The 17,083-nt window shown below is 60.0% G+C and carries 17 protein-coding genes and 3 pseudogenes; 8 read left to right on the forward strand and 12 right to left on the reverse strand.

The window, feature by feature from the left end; genetic code table 11:
* The first annotated feature begins 379 nt into the window (after positions 1–379).
* Complete coding sequence (gene selD, locus AC0NIE_RS10925) at positions 380–1,453, forward strand: selenide, water dikinase SelD (protein WP_473486496.1); 1,074 nt, start codon at positions 380–382, stop codon at positions 1,451–1,453.
* Between the two features lie 143 nt (positions 1,454–1,596).
* Here selD and AC0NIE_RS10930 read toward each other — a convergent pair whose 3' ends face one another.
* Together AC0NIE_RS10930 and AC0NIE_RS10935 are read right to left on the reverse strand one after the other, a co-directional pair.
* Positions 1,597–2,556, reverse strand: coding sequence for a DMT family transporter (locus AC0NIE_RS10930; RefSeq protein ID WP_473486497.1), 960 nt, complete (start codon positions 2,554–2,556; stop codon positions 1,597–1,599).
* 467 nt (positions 2,557–3,023) lie between these two features.
* Positions 3,024–3,915 (reverse strand): annotated as a pseudogene (locus tag AC0NIE_RS10935) (LysR family transcriptional regulator).
* A gap of 103 nt (positions 3,916–4,018) precedes the next feature.
* Between AC0NIE_RS10935 and AC0NIE_RS10940 the strand changes: the two are divergent.
* Positions 4,019–4,147 carry a hypothetical protein gene (locus AC0NIE_RS10940; RefSeq protein WP_473486498.1) on the forward strand — a complete coding sequence of 43 codons (129 nt, stop codon included), beginning with the start codon at positions 4,019–4,021 and terminating at the stop codon, positions 4,145–4,147.
* A 100-nt stretch (positions 4,148–4,247) separates the two neighbouring features.
* Here AC0NIE_RS10940 and AC0NIE_RS10945 read toward each other — a convergent pair whose 3' ends face one another.
* The 7 genes and pseudogenes from AC0NIE_RS10945 to AC0NIE_RS10975 form a co-directional block, all read right to left on the reverse strand.
* Entirely contained in the window at positions 4,248–5,303 is a 1,056-nt protein-coding gene (locus AC0NIE_RS10945) for a lipocalin-like domain-containing protein (RefSeq protein ID WP_473486499.1), read from the reverse strand.
* Entirely contained in the window at positions 5,293–7,701 is a 2,409-nt protein-coding gene (locus AC0NIE_RS10950) for an ABC transporter permease (protein WP_473486511.1), read from the reverse strand. The genes AC0NIE_RS10945 and AC0NIE_RS10950 overlap by 11 nt, the downstream gene beginning before the upstream one ends.
* Positions 7,701–8,357: an ABC transporter ATP-binding protein gene (locus AC0NIE_RS10955; RefSeq protein WP_473486500.1), complete on the reverse strand. Its 657-nt coding sequence runs from the start codon at positions 8,355–8,357 to the stop codon at positions 7,701–7,703. Before AC0NIE_RS10955 ends, AC0NIE_RS10950 begins: the two co-directional genes overlap by 1 nt.
* Before the next feature lie 372 nt (positions 8,358–8,729).
* Entirely contained in the window at positions 8,730–8,915 is a 186-nt protein-coding gene (locus AC0NIE_RS10960; RefSeq protein WP_123149696.1) for a DUF3606 domain-containing protein, read from the reverse strand.
* A 130-nt stretch (positions 8,916–9,045) separates the two neighbouring features.
* A pseudogene (locus AC0NIE_RS10965) lies at positions 9,046–9,338 on the reverse strand (DUF1488 family protein).
* Positions 9,339–9,351: 13 nt separating this feature from the next.
* The gene (locus AC0NIE_RS10970) at positions 9,352–9,687 is read right to left on the reverse strand and encodes a hypothetical protein (protein ID WP_123149587.1); all 336 of its coding nucleotides are present in this window, start codon (positions 9,685–9,687) and stop codon (positions 9,352–9,354) included.
* Between the two features lie 132 nt (positions 9,688–9,819).
* Positions 9,820–9,942 (reverse strand): hypothetical protein, encoded by a 123-nt coding sequence (locus AC0NIE_RS10975; RefSeq protein WP_258122430.1) that lies wholly within the window; start codon positions 9,940–9,942, stop codon positions 9,820–9,822.
* A gap of 306 nt (positions 9,943–10,248) precedes the next feature.
* Here AC0NIE_RS10975 and AC0NIE_RS10980 point away from each other — a divergent pair, with 306 nt between their 5' ends.
* On the forward strand, positions 10,249–10,542 hold the full coding sequence (locus tag AC0NIE_RS10980) for a hypothetical protein (RefSeq protein WP_123149695.1): 294 nt from the start codon (positions 10,249–10,251) through the stop codon (positions 10,540–10,542).
* A gap of 297 nt (positions 10,543–10,839) precedes the next feature.
* Here the strand turns inward: AC0NIE_RS10980 and AC0NIE_RS10985 are convergent, their stop codons facing one another.
* From AC0NIE_RS10985 to AC0NIE_RS10995, 3 genes are all read right to left on the reverse strand, one after another.
* Positions 10,840–11,055, reverse strand: a complete 216-nt coding sequence (locus AC0NIE_RS10985; RefSeq protein ID WP_254022074.1) for a hypothetical protein — start codon at positions 11,053–11,055, stop codon at positions 10,840–10,842.
* Positions 11,056–11,770: 715 nt separating this feature from the next.
* A complete protein-coding gene (locus AC0NIE_RS10990; RefSeq protein ID WP_473486501.1) occupies positions 11,771–12,961 on the reverse strand; it encodes an NADH-quinone oxidoreductase subunit D in 1,191 nt (396 codons plus the stop codon).
* A 282-nt stretch (positions 12,962–13,243) separates the two neighbouring features.
* The gene (locus AC0NIE_RS10995; protein WP_473486502.1) at positions 13,244–13,369 is read right to left on the reverse strand and encodes a hypothetical protein; all 126 of its coding nucleotides are present in this window, start codon (positions 13,367–13,369) and stop codon (positions 13,244–13,246) included.
* Positions 13,370–13,900: 531 nt separating this feature from the next.
* On the opposite strand from AC0NIE_RS10995, the gene AC0NIE_RS11000 reads away from it, so the two are divergent.
* From AC0NIE_RS11000 to AC0NIE_RS11020, 5 genes and pseudogenes are all read left to right on the forward strand, one after another.
* On the forward strand, positions 13,901–14,215 hold the full coding sequence (locus AC0NIE_RS11000; RefSeq protein ID WP_473486503.1) for a co-chaperone GroES: 315 nt from the start codon (positions 13,901–13,903) through the stop codon (positions 14,213–14,215).
* A gap of 50 nt (positions 14,216–14,265) precedes the next feature.
* Positions 14,266–15,909, forward strand: coding sequence for a chaperonin GroEL (gene groL, locus AC0NIE_RS11005; protein WP_474046852.1), 1,644 nt, complete (start codon positions 14,266–14,268; stop codon positions 15,907–15,909).
* A gap of 42 nt (positions 15,910–15,951) precedes the next feature.
* Positions 15,952–16,026 (forward strand): annotated as a pseudogene (locus AC0NIE_RS11010) (NADH-quinone oxidoreductase subunit D-related protein); the annotation flags it as partial.
* A 49-nt stretch (positions 16,027–16,075) separates the two neighbouring features.
* Positions 16,076–16,441, forward strand: a complete 366-nt coding sequence (locus tag AC0NIE_RS11015; RefSeq protein WP_473490047.1) for a 4a-hydroxytetrahydrobiopterin dehydratase — start codon at positions 16,076–16,078, stop codon at positions 16,439–16,441.
* 35 nt (positions 16,442–16,476) lie between these two features.
* Positions 16,477–16,803, forward strand: a complete 327-nt coding sequence (locus AC0NIE_RS11020; protein ID WP_189501698.1) for an antibiotic biosynthesis monooxygenase family protein — start codon at positions 16,477–16,479, stop codon at positions 16,801–16,803.
* The last annotated feature ends 280 nt before the right edge of the window (positions 16,804–17,083 follow it).

The raw sequence follows: 17,083 nt of genomic DNA on the forward strand, positions 1-17,083 counted from the left end.
ACAATGTCAAACAAAGCAAAGCGTTCCGACTGCTCTGCATTTTCTTACTGATTATAGTTGACGATATAACTCATGTTTTAGGACGAGAGTGCGATTGACGCTTGTCCAAGGATAATCTTAGAGTGCTGCGTGGTATTGGAAACGGCTCCCGCGTGCCGGGGCGCTTTTCGGACGACGGCCGACGGTGGCGCAAGCGTGCGCTCCGCGGCTGCGCATGTGTCCGCTTTTCCCCTCTCACCAAGCGTCTTCGGGCCGCTCTCACCGTTTCCGCGTCTGATCTCTCCGTTCCGTCAAATCGGTTCCCCGAACGATCGCCGGTGTACGGCCAACGCCAATTCCATTCGGTATCTCGCTCGGTGCCAATCTAAGGAGGCTTGCCATGGCAGTCGCCCTCTCTCCTGAAGTCGCCGATGCTCCTGTGCTTCGCTTGACCAGTCTCGCCCATGGCGGCGGCTGCGGCTGCAAGCTGGCGCCGTCCGTCCTTCAGCAGCTTCTCGCAGACCAGGTCGAGACCAATCCCTTTCGTCAGCTTCTTGTCGGCACCGAGACCGGAGATGACGCCGCTGTGTGGCAGCTTGACGAGGACACCTGTGTCATCGCCACCACCGATTTCTTCATGCCCATGGTGGACGATCCGTATGATTTCGGGCGGATCGCCGCGACCAACGCGATCTCCGACGTCTATGCGATGGGCGGCCGGCCAGTCATGGCGCTGGCCATTCTCGGTATGCCGCTCGACAAGATGCCGACGCATATGGTCCGAGACATTTTGAAGGGCGGACGGGCAGTTTGCGCCACCGCCGGAATCCCGGTCGCCGGCGGCCACTCGATCGACTCGCCGGAGCCGATCTATGGTCTTGCCGTGATCGGTACATGCCGGCCCGATGACGTCCGGCGCAATTCGGGCGCGAGGCCGGGAGACGCCTTGATCCTGACGAAGGCACTCGGCGTCGGCATCTACTCCGCCGCCTTCAAGAAGCAGGCGCTCCCGCCCAGCGCCTATGTCGAGATGATCGCCTCGACCACCCTGCTCAACCGGATCGGATCGGAGCTCGCGCAGGATGAGAGTGTCCATGCGATGACCGACGTGACCGGTTTCGGCCTGCTCGGACATGCTCTCGAGATGGCGCGCGGCTCAGGCTGTCTTCTGGTCATTCGTGATCGCGACGTTCCGCTCTTTTCCGAAGCCGTGCTGCTGGCAGAGCAAGGATTTGTCACCGGCGCTTCGCGGCGCAACTGGGCGAGCTATGGCGACGCGGTGCTCCTGCCCACCGATATGCCGGAGTGGCGGCGCCATCTTCTCACCGATCCACAGACTTCGGGCGGGCTGCTCGTCGCCTGCGAGCGCGACAGAGCGGCGGCCCTGGTCGAAAAGATTGTCGCGGATGGTTACACGTCGGCTTGCGTGATCGGCGACGTCAAGCCCGGCGCACCCGCGATAACGGTCCAGTGAAGCCGCTATACAGGCTTGCCTAATTTAGCGAGGCGAGGTGTGAACGTGATGAAATCCGTAATCGTCGAAAATCATCTGGCGTGATGTGCGCCTCGGCTCTTGATCGCTAAGCGCTGTCTCGGAATCGGCGGTGCTGATGTTCCCTACGCGACATGCACCGTGCGCTGCCTCGGCTTGATCGTGGTGGCCAGCACCAGGCCGGCGACGATAAAGGCAGCGCCGGCGAGGTCGTAGTCGTGCAAGCCTTCCCCAAGGAACAGATAAGCGAGCACGGCAACGAAGACAGTCTGCAGATAGAGCAGCATGCTGGCGCGCCCGGCGCCAAGCGTCTCGACGCTGCGGTTGTAGAGGTAATACATCAGAGCGCCGCCCGGGCCAGCGACATAGGCGAGGGCCAGAAGGCCGTTCGCATGCAGCGCCGAACGCTCCCCGGAAAACAGCTCCCAGAGATAAAGGGGGAGTGCGGCCAGCGCGCCGGCTCCTAGCAGCAGGACAACCATCGGCAGAAGCTCGATAGCGAATTTGGAACGACGCAGCAGCACGGTGTAGAGGCCCCAGCAAAACGCGCTGCCGACGATCCACAACTCGCCGGGATTGAACTGGAGCCGCATCAGCGCGGTAAGGTCGCCGCGCGCTACAATCACCACCATCCCGACCAGAGCGAGCAGCGCACCAAGCGCCTTCCAGACGCCGAGGGGCTCGTCGAGCACGAAGCGGGCAAGCACCATGGTCATGATCGGCGACAGGGCCATGATAATGCCGGCGGTCGTCGCGTCGGTGTAGTTGAGGCCCGTGTAGATCATGCCCTGACAGAGGGTCAGCCCGATCGCGCCGATGGCCAGCACCTCGATCGCCCGGGATTGGACCAGCACGAGCATCGCCCCATGGTGGCGATGGACGATGGGCAGCAGGATCGCGCAGGCGAGCGTTAGCCGCCAGAAGCAGAGCGCCCAAGGCGGCATTTCGGGGGCAACCCACTTGGCTGCGATGTAGACGCCGGCGGACAGGAGCCAGCAGAGCGTCGCGGTGGAATAGGCGAGAGGAAGCGATACCCCGGCTGTCGCCTTCGCTACGCTTGGATGGGCTATCGGCAGCGATTGCATGTCCGTCTCCTCCCACCGCCAATCTTAGCAAGATTGCTGCGTCTTGCCGAGCAGCAACGCCACCTATTTCACCAATCCTTGTGCGGCGTTTTTTTCCGTGTGGAACACAGGCCAGCGACGAAAGATCGACTTCTGCAGCCGTAGACAAATGCTGCCAGATCGGATCCTCCCGCCGATCACAGCCCGCATCCTTCTCCCCTGGGCGCGGGCTTTCATCCATTTGACCGATGCGCTGATCATGGAAGGTACCCACATTACAACTGGATCAGTCCCTCTGATCCCAAAAGACCGTTGCCCGCGGCCTCTCCCGGAGGCGCGGGCTTTTCAATTCACAGGCTGGTCCGCAACGCGGCGCTTTTCAGACATTTAGTCCGAGCAGTTGAACGTCTGCGTGGGCCACATGCTGCCAACGCCCGACCTGAGCCTTATAACCAGCCTTTCGAAGCTGGGTGATGGACCGACATATCTCAGCTTTTGTGTCGAAGCGCGTCGACGAGCAGAGTGAAAGCGGGGGACGCCTGACGGCGGCTGGGATAATAGAGGTAATATCCTGGCCAAGGCGGGGACCACTCATCCAGCACCCGCATAAGGCGACCGCTCTCAAGATGAGGCTCCGCCACGTCCTCCGGCACGTAGGCGAGGCCGAAACCATCCAGCGCGGCTTCGAGAATCCCGACGGTGCCATTCAGGACGATCTGGCCGTCCACCCGCACCTTCAGTTCGCAACCGTCTCGCTCGAAATCCCAGGCCCACAGCCCGCCATTGGTGGAAAAGCGCTGTTTGATACAAATATGACCGGTTAGCTCCTGCGGCGTCGTTGGCGACGGCCGCTTGGCGAAATAGGGCTTCGCACCGACGACAGCGAAGCGAAGATCCGGTCCCACGCGTACGGCGATCATGTCCTTTGCAACCTGCTCTCCGAGCCGCACGCCGGCGTCGAACCGTTCTGCGGCGATGTCCGTCAGTGCGTTGTCAATGAAGACCTCGACCATGATGTCGGGATAGTCCAGCAGCAGCTTCGCCAGCTTCGGCCAGAGCACGAATTTGAATGCGTGAACTGGCAGTGAGCCGAATGGTGCCGGCGGGCTTCTCCCGCAACTCGCTCAGGGCGTCGAGTTCGGCCTCGATCTCCTCGAAATGCGGGCCGATGTTGCGAAGCAAGCGCTCGCCGGCCGCTGTCGGTGAAACGCTGCGGGTGGTGCGGGTCAGCAGACGAAGGCCTAGGCGCTCTTCGAGATCGCGGACCGTGTGGCTCAGTGTGGACTGCGAAATCCCTAGCTGCGCGGCGGCCCGCGTAAAGCTGCCTTCCCGTGCGACGGCCAGAAAGGCCAGAAGCATATCATGTCTTCCGCGCTGCATTTATGGCTCATGCCGATAAGTCGATACTAGTTATACAAGCTAGTGAGACGAGTTGCACCCGGGCACGATCGACGTGGAATGTCCTAAACGGATCAGGCGTTCGGTGATCGACAACCGCAACGGGCGCGTCACGAACGCCAACTTCGCCGAATATGCTGTGCCGGTTCACGCCGACGCGCCGCCCGTCATGGACGTGATCTTCGTCGACAAGGAAGCCCTATCATGCCGTTAAACGTCTAAAATGGTAGAGGGAAGGGCGCTGGAAACTAACCTTCTCCATTTTCGGCAATTCGCCAACCGTCGCGATCTCGCGATCGAGCAGCGTCCTCCAGTCACTCATAGCCTGTCATCTCGAGATAGCCGCGCCCGGCATGGGTGCCCTCAAATCGGATCGGGCCTTCCCAATAGGGAAAGCGTGTGTCCATCCAGGCTTCTGGGTTTAGCGTCCGGATAGTCACATCCACCCCTTTTTCCGACAATTGCACCCTCCAGCGGATCGGCACGCTACGTCCCGCGACTGCCGCCGTTTCGAGCGGCGTCACCCTTAGCGCGCCGGGGGCCTGCGGCTGCGGCCTGCCGTCGGCCTTGATCCATGTGGCCGATGTAAAGCCCGCGCCTCCGTCGCGCAGGCGAAAGCCCATCATCTTTTCGCCGCTGTCGAAATGCAGCGAGAACCAGTCCCACCCGGTTTGATCCTCAGCCAGCGGCTGCGAGGACCATTCGTGGTCCAACCACGCCTGACCGGTCACCGCAATCGCGCCTGCCGGAAGGGTCAGCGTGCCGGTCACGTGGTAGAATGGTTGCGAGTAATAATAGCTCGCCTGCCCCTTCTCGGATTTCACCGAATAGCCTTGCACTCCCTGCGGCACCAGAGGGCCTTTGGCGTCCAGCGCCAGTTCGTAGGAAAACGCCTGTCCCGCCGCACGCAGGTCGAGCGCCGACAGCGCATCCGCCTCTGGCAGGGCCCGGCCTGCCATCTGCCAGTTGTCAATCCAGGCCGCAAAGGGCGCAGCCGTAACCCCCGCCTGGCCGATGCCCCCCCGCGCCATCCGTTCGGCCACGAATTGGTGCGTTTGCGTCGTCAGCCCCGCATGGCCCATCCAAAGCTGCGGACTGGACCAGCCTGACCGCTCCACCGGGGCCAGGGCGGATCGGAAAAGAGTCCATTGCACGCCATAGTCCGCTCCATCCGCAGCTTGCAGGTTGGCGGTCAAATACCACCATTCGATCCGGTAACCGGGGTGCGGGCCGTGGTCTGCCGGAAAGTTGAATGCAGTCCCCGGCTGCGGCACTGAAAACCCGTCAGCCTCTGTGCCAAGCCCAGCAAAACCTTGGCCAAAGGCAGGTGCGGCCAAGCACATATAGATCAGCAATGCTCTAACGCTCATGTGCAAATACCTTCAGCAAATCCGATGGCGAAAGACGCGCCAGCCGCCAGGCAGGCACGGCGGCTGCAAGTCCGGCCGCCAGCAGCGCGAGCGCCGCCAGCCGCGCCCAGTCACCGGGAAAAAGGTGCATCGGCAGACGCCAGCCAAAAGCCTCCACATTCACCACCGCCAGTAGAACAAAGGCGAGCGCAATACCTACAGGCACAGCGGCCAGCATGGTCAAGGCTGCCAACAGCAAGCCGCGCGAAAGCTCCAACCATGCGAGGTGGCGGCGGGTCAGACCCATGGCCCAGACCGGCGCCAGTTGCGGCAGGCGCATCCCCGACAGGGTCATGAGGCTCGCAAACATCGCCAGCCCCGCGACTCCCAGCGTCAGCACATTCAGCGCGGCTGTCACGTTGAATGTGCGCTCAAATACTTTGAGCGAAAAGACCTTGATCCCGGCCTGGTCAATCACGTTCTGCGCGGGCAGCCCGAATTCTGCCCGCAAACCCGCCGCCAGTGATTCGGCCTTGCCGGGGGCAATCCGAATGGCATAGCGCAGGCGGGAGACGTCAGGATAGTGCTGGACCAGTGTGTCGATCCCGATGATCACTTGGCCGATCGGGTTGCCATAGTCGGCATAGACGCCGACGATGCTGGCCCGCCAGCCACCGGGCAGCGTGATCTGGTCCCCCAAGCCCAACTCCTGGCGCCGCGCCAGTTGTTCGTTGATCAGGGCGCCGTCGCCTGTGGCGATCCGGTCCCACACCTCCGGCACTGCAGAGAGGATCGGCCAGTTGTCGCGATAGGTGGCATGATCGGCCACGCCGTATATTGCCGCGGGCTGGCCTGCGACCCGACCCTCAATGCTCCAGATCGGCAGGACCGCCTCGCTGCGCTGGGCCAGCCAGTCGCGTATCGCCGTGGCCTCTGCTTCGGTGCGGGCGGTCACGTATAACTCTGAGGCGAGACGCTGATCGAGCCAGCCGGTGAAGGTCAGCCGAAAGCTCGACACCATCGTGCTGACGCCCACATTGGCGGCCATCGCAAGCAGCAGTGCCATTAGCGCCAATGACAGGCCGGGAAGCTGTTGACGCGTGTCGGCCCAAAACCATTCGGCCAGTGGTCCACGCGCCAAGCGGCCGCCAAGGTGCAATATCCCCGTCAGCACGAGCGGCAGCGCCAGTGCCGCCCCCAACAGCAGTGCCGCCAGAAGCGCAAAGCCCGCCTCGAGGCCGGATCCGAAGTGTGCAATTCCCGCCGCCGTCAACAGGAGCACCATCGCAGCCACGCCTTGCGCGCGCAGTGCCCGCTCCGAAGCCCGCGCCCAGGCCCGAGGCTGGGCCGCTGCAAGCAGCGGCAGGTGCCATAGCCGCCAGAGGCTCTGTGCGGCCGCCACCAGCGTGCCGATTACCGCGATGGCCAGCCCCGCTGCCCACACTGCGGGGCGGATCGACAGCGTTCCCGGCACATCGGCCCCGTAAAGCCCGCGCAGGGTGGCGGCGACGTCGGGCAAAAGGGCCGAGGCGACTACATAGCCAAGTGCCACGCCCACCAGCCCCGCGAGGAGGGCGAAGGTCAGCAGCTCGGCGATCAGCAAAAGGACCAGCACGCGTGCCGGCAAGCCCAGTGCGCGCAGCGTGCGAAATACCTGGCGGCGCTGTTCAAAAGCCAGACCGATGGCGGAATGCACGATGAAGAGCCCCACCGCAAAGGCGAGAAAACCGAAAGCCGTCAGGTTCAGGTGAAAACTGTCGGTCAGCCTGGCAAGATCCCCCGTTTCGCTCGGCTCGCGCAGGGTCAGGCCGGGGGCTGTCACCTCTAGAGGGGCACGGCCAATCGGTTGGTCCGGCCAGAGCAAAAGACGAGAGATCTTGTCCTTTGCCCCAAGCAAGACCTGCGCCTGCCCGATGTCGGTGAGGACTGTGCCAGGCGGCAAACCCTCGGCCACGCGCACGGGAGGTGTTGCTTGCTCGGTTAGTCGTGCCGCGGTTTCCGGAGCTGCATAGAGCACACCGGGCGCCGTGATGAACGGCAATAGCTCATCACCCACCGCAACATCCACCTGCTGCGCCTGCGGCGGCAAAGTCAGTGGGTCAATGCCGAGGACGCGCAACCGCACATCCCCAAACCGCATTTCACCTTCAATCACCGGCGAAGCCAGCCAGCCTGCTCGCCGCAGTCTCACAAACTCCTGTTGATCCATCCGGGCCCCGTCCTCACGCACTAGTTGCGCGAGCCGGTCCTGCCCAAGGATCGCCGCTGCACGGTCATAGCTCGCCCGCGCCTCACCGTTGATCGCCTGAACCGCTGACCACAGCGCCGTTGCCAGCGATAGCCCCAAAAGCAGCATCGCCAATTGGACAGGCCGCCTGCGCCAGTGAGACAAGAGCGCTGTCAGCCCGGTCCACACCATCACACCAGCCGGCCCGCGTGCAGGTGAATGCGGGCGTTCAGCCGGTTTGCCAGACGGTTGGAATGGGTGACCATTAACAGGGCGGCACCCGTTTCAGCCACCAGCGACAGCATAAGATCGAGTACAGCGTCCCCTGTTGCCTCATCCAGATTGCCCGTGGGCTCATCAGCCAGAACCAGCCGGGGCCGGGCGGCCAAGGTCCGGCCGATCGCCACCCGCTGTTGCTGGCCGGCCGACAGTTGTTCAGGGTAGCGCGTGAGGACTTGGGCGAGGCCCAGCCGTTTGGCAAGGACTTTCAACCATGCCGGATCAGGGCGGCCAGCAAGCCGAGCCTGAAAGGCAAGGTTGGCCGCCACATCAAGCGAAGGGATCAGGTTGAACTGCTGGAACACAAGTCCGACTGTTCCCCGCCGCAGGGCGGCAAGGGCTGTATCGTTCAGCCCCACAATATTGGTACCGCCAAGGTGGATTTCTCCCGCATCAGGGCTGTCGAGCCCTGCAACGAGGTGCAAAAGCGTGCTCTTGCCGCTGCCAGACTCGCCGGTCAGCGCAAGGCTCTTGCCCGCCTCCAGCGAAAGATCGATCCCGTTCAGAACATGCAACGGCCCCTCGCCAGTGGGGTAGAATTTGTCGATCTGGTGCAGCCTCAGCAGCATGTTACTCCCCGGAGGTCCGCGTGCATCTGACACGGCATGCCCGTGAAATAGCGCCAAACAACGACCCCTTTCATACAGCCTCCAAACCCACTGCCTTAATTGGACAATGGTTTTTTTCAGAGGGCTCGCGTTTTGCATCTAACGCGACCTCCACTTGGAATTCGATGTACAATTACGATCTAGAGCGGTTCTCAGCTAGGCGGGATAGGCGTTGACCGTACCGTCGCAACTCACTCTCCAAACGGAACTGGAGCGCTGCCTTCAATTCCTCAGCAGTGCCGATGCCGTTGCTGAAAAGCGCCATGATTATGCCTGCAGCCTGGTCACACTCAGGCGTGCTTGGCTCTATGCCAGCCTCACGGCAATACGCGATCAGAGCTTTCGGGCAACGAGTTCCTCTTCGATCTTTGCGCGGTTGTTTCCATACTTTTTTACCAGCCTGAGGGCATCAGCCCGTTCGAGATGGTGCTTCTTCATGAGGTACCCGACTTCATAGTCTTCGCCACCGTCGACCCGTGCTCTGTCTTGCGGACCACGCTTTGACTTGTCGTCTGCCATGACAACCTCCATGGGCGATCGCCTCGCCCAAACCTGTCAAGGATAATCCTCTAATCGACGGGGACAAGGACGTAGTCCCCAACCATGTCGAAACCGCACAACTCCGCGGTCGCAGGGATAAGCCGATCCCTTACGGGAACGCTTTGCTCGTCCGCTGTTCGAAGCGTTGAGGTTTTCTGGGCTGGTACACGTTCTTGCGGCCGTGGGAGTAAACTTTCCGCGCGACATCACGAATGGAGTCCGGTGATGCATCGAAGGTCGCCAAATAACCCGCTTCGGCTGTGGCTGCTTCCGTTTTGCGTTCGCGAGCGCTTCGATCTCAATCAAGAACAGCATTTCAAACATGCCATTGTAGCCGAGAAAATGGAGGTATTGTCCGGCCTCGTCGTAGCTGCGGCTTCGGTTCGGAAAAGTCAGCGCCAAGGTTGAACATACCTCAAGCCGTTAAGAACCGCGTAGCGAACGTCTGTTGCAGGCTCGCGGCCTTGCGTCTCTTCGCATTGTGCGCGTTCAGAATTATCATTCTGGTAGTGGCATCTGTTTTGCTGAGCCCAGCCATGGATCGGCTTCCCATATCTGCCGGTGCCCCGGTGAAGACGTGATAGATCGTCCATGACCCGTCCGGCTCTACGCGCCGGCCGTAGTGATAATTCATATCGTATCGATCCGAGGCTCCGCCTTCGTTCTCCCAAATGCTGATATCAACAGCATCGCGAATGCTGATATCAACAGCATCGCGATTTTCGCGGGCTTTGTCGTTGGTGTCGTTCATGGCGGTGCACCTCTTGGGTGGGATAATCAAAGATCCCTATGGTAGAACTAGACCAGCGGCCTCCAGCGAAGCCCGCGCTCTAGAAGCGCCACTCCAGGACGTTTGGCCGCCAGTCGCTACCGACGTCTGGACTTACCAGGTGATGCCGAAAAGCGTCAAATAGACGATGATGCCTATGGCAATCGTGACCGACGCTCTTACGAATAAGCTCTTGTAGTCGTAAAGGTAAACCTGAGCAGGGATATAGGTTTTCACAGCGGCCTCCTTTGTTTTGTTATTTTTTCGGCCAGAAAATCACCCTATCACACAAAGAGCCTCCATAATAGTTTTTTTGGAGCTTTCCTGGCGGAAGCGGCTTAGCGGCCAAAACAGGGCATTCGGCAGCTAGACAAGCGGCAGCTAAACCGCAATTGGCGCATACCGTTCGTGTATCGTTCTTTTGGCCATGCTTGCTATCGCGGCGTCACAGGCTCTCGACCCGCCAACTCCCCAAATCATCGATTTTGAAAGGGCTGCGTCGCTTCGCGAGCGCAATAATCTGCTCTTTCCAGGGATATGCAAATGAACACCCGCACAAAGCACACGACCGTGAAATTCACGGCACCATTCTCGCTGGGAGGCGTCGATGAGTTTCAGCAGCCGGGCGATTATGCAATCGACGAGGACGACGACTGGATCGACGGGATTTCCTGGCTCGCCTACCGGCGTGTCGCCACCTTCATCCATATTCCCGCCGTCTCCTCGACTCTCTATCTCGCGAGCCAGCTTGTGGGTATCGACCATTACGAACTCGAAGCTGCGTTAGAGCAGGATCAGGAACAGGCGCTAGGCACAATCAGGAGGATCCAGCAATGAACGTTCATCGTTTCGCCGTCGGGCAGTCGGTCAGATGCTATGGTCAAAAAGATAGCCAAGGCCGCACATACTAGTGAGCGGCGAGACGAGAAACCATCGGGACAGAAGTAATGTCTGGATCTTTCGAGAAGGGGTATTTGGACGGTTGGAAGACGGTTTCGCCCGGCATCCTACCCGGCATCCCAAGCCACTCCATCCCCGCAGGCAAGACCGAATACCAAGCCGGGTTTGACCGAGGCGTTGAAGATGCGAAGGAACGGAAGCGGCCTACCAAACCCAAGTAGGCCCGCCATTCCCCTACGGCTGGGTAGCGTGGCAACCCCGCATCATCCGGCTAATCAGGTGTTTGTCGGCGTTCTCTTGGCCGGTGAGTTCGCGCACCAGATTCTTGGCGTGCTGAATCCTGTGCGCTTTGGTCACCCGTCCTTCCTCGACCGAAGCCTTGAAGGCATCGCACAGAATGTCAAAGTCGTGAGCGGAGATAAATCCGTCTGAGCGGCTGTCGTTTTCCATCACATAACTCCCATAGGGGCGGGAGTACGATCTACGCTCTCAAGCGCCAGCGCCCGTTCAGTGGCCAGCGACATTGGGAATGTACGCTTTCGACAATCCATTAGCGAGTCATTATGTACCGGCCTGTCACCGGCATTGGTGAATCCGTTCGCTGGGAAGGCACAAAAAAACCCGCTTTCCAGAGGGGATGTTTGAAAGCGGCTTCGTAGCCACCGGACGCGGCGGGGGGCCGCCCGGTCTCTATCAACATATGCGCGAAGTGTTGGTTCCACGGCTGGATAGCGTTTGGCTCGCGTCTAGCCTTCCACACTCTGCGCGCCGATGGGGCTTGCAAGGACGACGGGAGAACACCATCTAAAGTTGATAGCGAACAAGCTGGAAACGTCGGTTCGAGTCCGGCGGCCCCGACCAATCGGGGTTTCGTCTAGGGTTAGGACGCCACACTTGATAAACGCCGCTCCCTTCCGGTCGAGCGGCGTTTTCGTATCTTCAAAAGCGAACGAACGGCCCGCCTTGTGAAAGGGCGAGCCGTTCTTTTCGGGTTTGTCATTCCCTTACGGCTGGGTAGGGTCAACTTGGCCTGCTGCCTGTCCACTGAACCGGCAGCAAGCCAGAGAGACCCACCCGGCGGGCATTTAGTGCGCGACTTCGATAAACCACGGATGATCCTGCGATTGTAGGCCTATCTTCCAGCAGCCGAGATGTGCAACTCGGCTTAACGATCGATCTCTCCGAACACGATGTCGAGCGAACCAATGATCGCGGAGACATCGGCGATCATGTGGCCCCGACACAACAAATCCATTGCCTGCAGATGGGCGAAGGAGGGTGCGCGGATCTTGCACCGGTACGGAACATTGCTGCCATCGGAAATCAGATAAACGCCGAACTCACCCTTCGGTGCTTCGACCGCAGCGTATACCTCTCCGGCGGGCACGCGATGCCCTTCCGTGTAAAGTTTGAAATGATGGATCGTCGCTTCCATCGAGCGTTTCATCTCGGCACGCGACGGTGGCGTGATCTTTTGATTTGGAATCGCCACCGGCCCCCGGCCTTCCGGTGAACGCAGCTTTTCCAGACATTGCTTCATGATCCGAACCGATTGACGCATTTCCTCCATGCGGACGAGATAGCGGTCATAGCAGTCCCCGTTCTTGCCGACAGGAATATCAAAATCCATCTCAGGATAGCATTCGTAGGGTTGCGCCTTGCGCAAATCCCAAGCGGCGCCCGATCCGCGCACCATCACGCCTGAGAAGCCCCAAGCCCAGGCATCGTCGAGGCTGATCACGCCTATATCGACGTTGCGCTGCTTGAAGATACGGTTGTCGGTGAGCAGCACTTCGAGATTGTCGCAGACCTTGAGGAACGGGTCACAGAAATCCCAGATGTCGTCCAGAAGTTTCGGAGGCAGATCCTGATGCACGCCGCCGACCCGGAAATAATTCGCGTGCATGCGGGCGCCGGAAGCGCGCTCGTAGAACACCATCAGCTTCTCGCGCTCGGCAAAACCCCAGAGCGGCGGGGTGAGTGCACCGATATCCATGGCTTGCGTCGTCACATTGAGGAGGTGCGACAGAAGCCGGCCGATTTCGCAAAAAAGGACACGGATGAGCTGTCCGCGCCGCGGAACCGATATTTCAAGCAGCTTCTCGGCGGCGAGGCAGAATGCATGCTCCTGATTCATCGGCGCGACGTAGTCGAGCCGGTCGAAATAGGGCAGGGCCTGCAGATAGTTCTTGTGCTCTATGAGCTTCTCGGTCCCGCGATGGAGCAGGCCGATATGCGGATCGACGCGCTTGACGACCTCGCCATCGAGTTCAAGCACGAGCCGCAAGACACCATGCGCGGCCGGATGCTGCGGTCCGAAATTGATGGTGAAGTTGCGAATTGCGGCCTCGATCATGACGGTTCTCCCGCGATAGCGTCAGGGTGCCATCGCCATCAACGTTGGCAGCGACAACCTGCGAGGAATTAAGCCCGTTCGCCGCCAGCGCCGACGCTGCCCGCGGCGACGCATCAATTTCCCTAGGCGGCAGCGTGCCGGTGATCCGATAGATGTCCCCGAACCTGGGCAACGTTCCGAACCCACCCTTCTGCCGGACGGCCCGCCCGATCGTAAAGAGATGCTTTGTGGTGTCGCGCCGGATCGGACGGCTGCGTTGCATGAGGGATGGTGCGGTCATGATTATCCCTCAATCGATTCCTCGTCGTGATCGACGCGGTAGTCTCCGGCAGGTTGCGGCGCCTCAAAACCCGGCAGCCGGAACGCGGATGAAAAGTGAACGACGGTCTGCGTGGTGCGACTGGCCATGGGTGCCGCTTTCCGCAGGAGCACGCCGACGCCCCTCCTGCATCTTTTCCATCCGAACCGGAAAGATCCCAATGCTGCCAGTTCATCCGTGGTGAACGCCGTGGTTCAAAGGCTCGAACAGAGCGACATGCGCGCCGAATAAGCGCTATACATTCGCTGTCGAAAATTCGGTGCTTCATGGTCGAAGGTCGCGGACCTATGTCGATCGGGACCGCGAAAGCCAAATCGGCCAAATCCACGCGATCTATATATATGTCTCGATGCACATTCAATCAAGGCTCAATAGGTTTGGTTCGTAATTGCGGATTAATATAGTCTGTTGTCGGCAAAATTAAGAGGGATGACTTACAATAAAATTGCTTATTGCTCCGCTTTTCGGACGGCCAAAAGCGCCGGTAACAACGACTGATTCACATTTCAAATATTTTCGGTTTGAGGAATTAAAAATTTGGCACTCCTATCATTCGAGTGCCAAAGGGGCTATGTTAAGTGTTGCAGTCGCTCTATGTGCGGCGGCAGAAAGAACCCCCAATGAAATTCCGACCACTCCACGACCGCGTCGTCATTCGGCGCGCTGAAGGCGACAACAAATCCAAGGGCGGAATCATCATTCCCGACACCGCCAAGGAAAAGCCTCAGGAAGGCGAAGTGATCGCCGTCGGCCCAGGCTCACGTGACGAAAGCGGCAAGCTGATCGCGCTCGACGTCAAGGCCGGCGACTTCATCCTGTTCGGCAAATGGTCCGGCACCGAGGTCAAGATCGACGGCGAGGATCTCCTGATCATGAAGGAGAGCGACATTATGGGCATCGTCGAGAAGGCCAAAGCGGCCAAGAAAGCCGCCTGACCGGGCGATTTGCGCTCTGCTAATTTCTAGACTGAACTGGACGTAAAATCATGTCTGCCAAGGAAATCAAATTCGCTACCGATGCCCGCGACCGGATGCTTCGCGGCGTCGAAATTCTGAACAACGCCGTCAAGGTGACGCTCGGCCCCAAAGGCCGCAATGTCGTCATCGACAAGGCCTATGGCGCGCCGCGCATCACCAAGGATGGTGTCGCCGTCGCCAAGGAAATCGAGCTTGCCGACAAGTTCGAGAACATGGGGGCCCAGATGGTGCGCGAAGTGGCCTCGAAGACCAACGACTTCGCCGGCGACGGCACGACGACAGCCACGGTGCTGGCCGCTTCCATCCTGCGCGAAGGTGCCAAATTCGTTGCCGCGGGCATGAACCCGATGGATCTCAAGCGCGGCATCGACCTTGCTGTGGCTGCTGTGGTGAAGGACATTCAAGCCAGGGCCAGGAAAGTCAAATCTTCGGACGAGATCGCCCAGGTTGGTACGATCGCCGCCAATGGCGACGCGTCGGTCGGCGCCATGATCGCCAAGGCGATGAACAAGGTCGGCAATGAGGGCGTGATCACCGTCGAAGAAGCCAAGACAGCCGAAACCGAACTCGATGTCGTCGAAGGCATGCAGTTCGACCGTGGCTATCTCTCGCCCTATTTCGTCACCAATGCCGAGAAGATGCGCGCGGAGCTGGAGGACCCTTACGTTCTCATCCATGAGAAGAAGCTCGGCAATTTGCAGGCGTTGCTGCCGATCCTCGAAGCTGTGGTGCAAAGCGGTAAGCCGCTGCTGATCATCTCGGAAGACGTCGAAGGCGAGGCGCTGGCGACGCTGGTCGTCAACAAGCTGCGCGGCGGTCTCAAGGTCGCAGCCGTCAAGGCGCCAGGCTTCGGTGACCGGCGCAAGGCGATGCTGGAAGACATTGCCGTGCTCACCGCCGGCCAGATGATTTCCGAGGATCTCGGCATCAAACTCGAGAACGTCACGATCGACATGCTCGGGCGGGCTAAGCGCGTGCTCATCGAGAAGGATACGACGACGATCATCGACGGCGCCGGCGAGAAAGCCACCATCCAGGCGCGCGTCCAGCAGATCAAGTTGCAGATCGAGGAAACGACCTCGGATTACGACAAGGAGAAACTCCAGGAGCGGCTGGCGAAGCTGGCTGGCGGCGTTGCTGTCATTCGCGTCGGCGGCGCGACCGAGACGGAAGTCAAGGAAAAGAAGGACCGCATCGATGATGCGCTGAACGCCACTCGTGCAGCCGTGGAAGAAGGCATCGTTGCCGGCGGCGGTGTTGCGCTTTTGCGCGCCAAGGCAGCTTTGACTGAGCTTACTGGCGCGAATGCTGACATGACGGCAGGTATTTCGATTGTGCTGAGAGCACTTGAAGCGCCGATCCGCCAGATTGCCGAGAATTCCGGCGTTGAAGGTTCGATCGTCGTCGGCAAGCTCTCCGACAGCAAGGATCACAATCAGGGCTTCGACGCCCAGAACGAAGTCTATGTCGACATGATCAAGGCCGGTATCGTCGACCCTGCCAAGGTCGTTCGGACGGCCCTGCAGGATGCCGGCTCGATTGCCGCGCTCCTGATCACCGCTGAAGCAATGATCGCGGACATTCCGCAGAAGGTTTCGCCCGCTATGGGTGGCGCAGGAGGTATGGGCGGAATGGGCGGAATGGACTACTGAGCGGCGCCTGAGACTATAGCCAGGACGACGGAAGGCCAGCGACGCGGGCACATGCGAGCCGATATCTCGGCGATCATCGGTTCGCTCGACATCGTGTTCGGGGAGATCGATCGATAGGCTCGTCGCTGTCGTATTTGCTGCTAGAAATGGTCTTGGAGACAAGAACATGACCGACACTCTTGCCGAGAAAACATGTACGCCTTGTCGCGGCGGCGTCCCGCCGCTCACGCGTGATGAAGCCCAACGCTTCCGGGCACAGGTTCCCGATTGGGAGCTGGGTGACGATGCCCACCGCATCCAACGGAGCTTTCGATGCCGCAATTTCCGGGACGCGCTCGCCCTTGTTCAGGAAATCGGTGAGCTCGCCGAAACCGAAAGCCATCACCCCGACATCAGCTTCGGTTGGGGTTATGTGACGGTTTCCCTGAGCACTAAGAAGATAAAAGGACTGCACGAGAACGATTTCATCATGGCGAGCAAGATCGATCGGGTGTTCGATCGCTCGGGACGGCCCCTCGACCGCCAGCAGTGACACGGCAAATCCATCGCCAATCTAGCGAGGTCCCTATGACACAGATCCGAGCCGACAACCAGCACGTCACCCAAATCACCATCGTCGATTCTGAACCGGACAAGCAGGCCGAGGCATTGTCGGTCATGATCGAGCGAGCGCGCTTTATGGCGCGCCAGCCTGGCTTCATCTCAATCAGCCTGCATCGCAGCCTCGACGGGCGGCGCATCGTCAACTACGTCCAATGGCAGAATCGCGATCTCTTGCGATCGGCTCATCAATCGCCGGAATTCCGGAAGGAGTGGGGTCATTTCGATCAGTTGACGGACGAGATCGATCCCAATCTGTACGAGGTAGCCCAAGTGATAGATAGTGGTCAGTAGGCGTGCTGTTCACGTGACCTGAACCGCCGGGTCGAGACGGTCGACATGAGCTGACAAAGTCTAAGCCATGGCTGCCATGAACCATCGCGTCGTCAGCGTGTTCGGTGGAACCGGGTTTCTCGGCCGCCGCGTTGTTCGGCATCTCCGCAATGGTGAATTTTCCGTTCGGATTGCATCAAGACATCCGGAACGGGCCAAGATAATTGATGATACCGCTGGTGATCGATTTACGTGCCGATATTGATGCGTCTCTCGCCGTGCACGGGCGAACGGCGTCGCC

It is taken from the genome of Mesorhizobium sp. WSM4842, from assembly GCF_055901575.1.

What these genes read in the sequence shown, in the direction of transcription:
- selD (WP_473486496.1), top strand. Translation starts at nt 380, where the DNA reads ATGGCAGTCGCCCTCTCTCCTGAAGTCGCCGATGCTCCTGTGCTTCGC.
- AC0NIE_RS10930 (WP_473486497.1), bottom strand. Translation starts at nt 2,556, where the DNA reads ATGCAATCGCTGCCGATAGCCCATCCAAGCGTAGCGAAGGCGACAGCC.
- AC0NIE_RS10945 (WP_473486499.1), bottom strand. Translation starts at nt 5,303, where the DNA reads ATGAGCGTTAGAGCATTGCTGATCTATATGTGCTTGGCCGCACCTGCC.
- AC0NIE_RS10950 (WP_473486511.1), bottom strand. Translation starts at nt 7,701, where the DNA reads ATGGTGTGGACCGGGCTGACAGCGCTCTTGTCTCACTGGCGCAGGCGG.
- AC0NIE_RS10955 (WP_473486500.1), bottom strand. Translation starts at nt 8,357, where the DNA reads ATGCTGCTGAGGCTGCACCAGATCGACAAATTCTACCCCACTGGCGAG.
- AC0NIE_RS10960 (WP_123149696.1), bottom strand. Translation starts at nt 8,915, where the DNA reads ATGGCAGACGACAAGTCAAAGCGTGGTCCGCAAGACAGAGCACGGGTC.
- AC0NIE_RS10970 (WP_123149587.1), bottom strand. Translation starts at nt 9,687, where the DNA reads ATGAACGACACCAACGACAAAGCCCGCGAAAATCGCGATGCTGTTGAT.
- AC0NIE_RS10980 (WP_123149695.1), top strand. Translation starts at nt 10,249, where the DNA reads ATGAACACCCGCACAAAGCACACGACCGTGAAATTCACGGCACCATTC.
- AC0NIE_RS10985 (WP_254022074.1), bottom strand. Translation starts at nt 11,055, where the DNA reads ATGGAAAACGACAGCCGCTCAGACGGATTTATCTCCGCTCACGACTTT.
- AC0NIE_RS10990 (WP_473486501.1), bottom strand. Translation starts at nt 12,961, where the DNA reads ATGATCGAGGCCGCAATTCGCAACTTCACCATCAATTTCGGACCGCAG.
- AC0NIE_RS10995 (WP_473486502.1), bottom strand. Translation starts at nt 13,369, where the DNA reads ATGGCCAGTCGCACCACGCAGACCGTCGTTCACTTTTCATCCGCGTTC.
- AC0NIE_RS11000 (WP_473486503.1), top strand. Translation starts at nt 13,901, where the DNA reads ATGAAATTCCGACCACTCCACGACCGCGTCGTCATTCGGCGCGCTGAA.
- groL (WP_474046852.1), top strand. Translation starts at nt 14,266, where the DNA reads ATGTCTGCCAAGGAAATCAAATTCGCTACCGATGCCCGCGACCGGATG.
- AC0NIE_RS11015 (WP_473490047.1), top strand. Translation starts at nt 16,076, where the DNA reads ATGACCGACACTCTTGCCGAGAAAACATGTACGCCTTGTCGCGGCGGC.
- AC0NIE_RS11020 (WP_189501698.1), top strand. Translation starts at nt 16,477, where the DNA reads ATGACACAGATCCGAGCCGACAACCAGCACGTCACCCAAATCACCATC.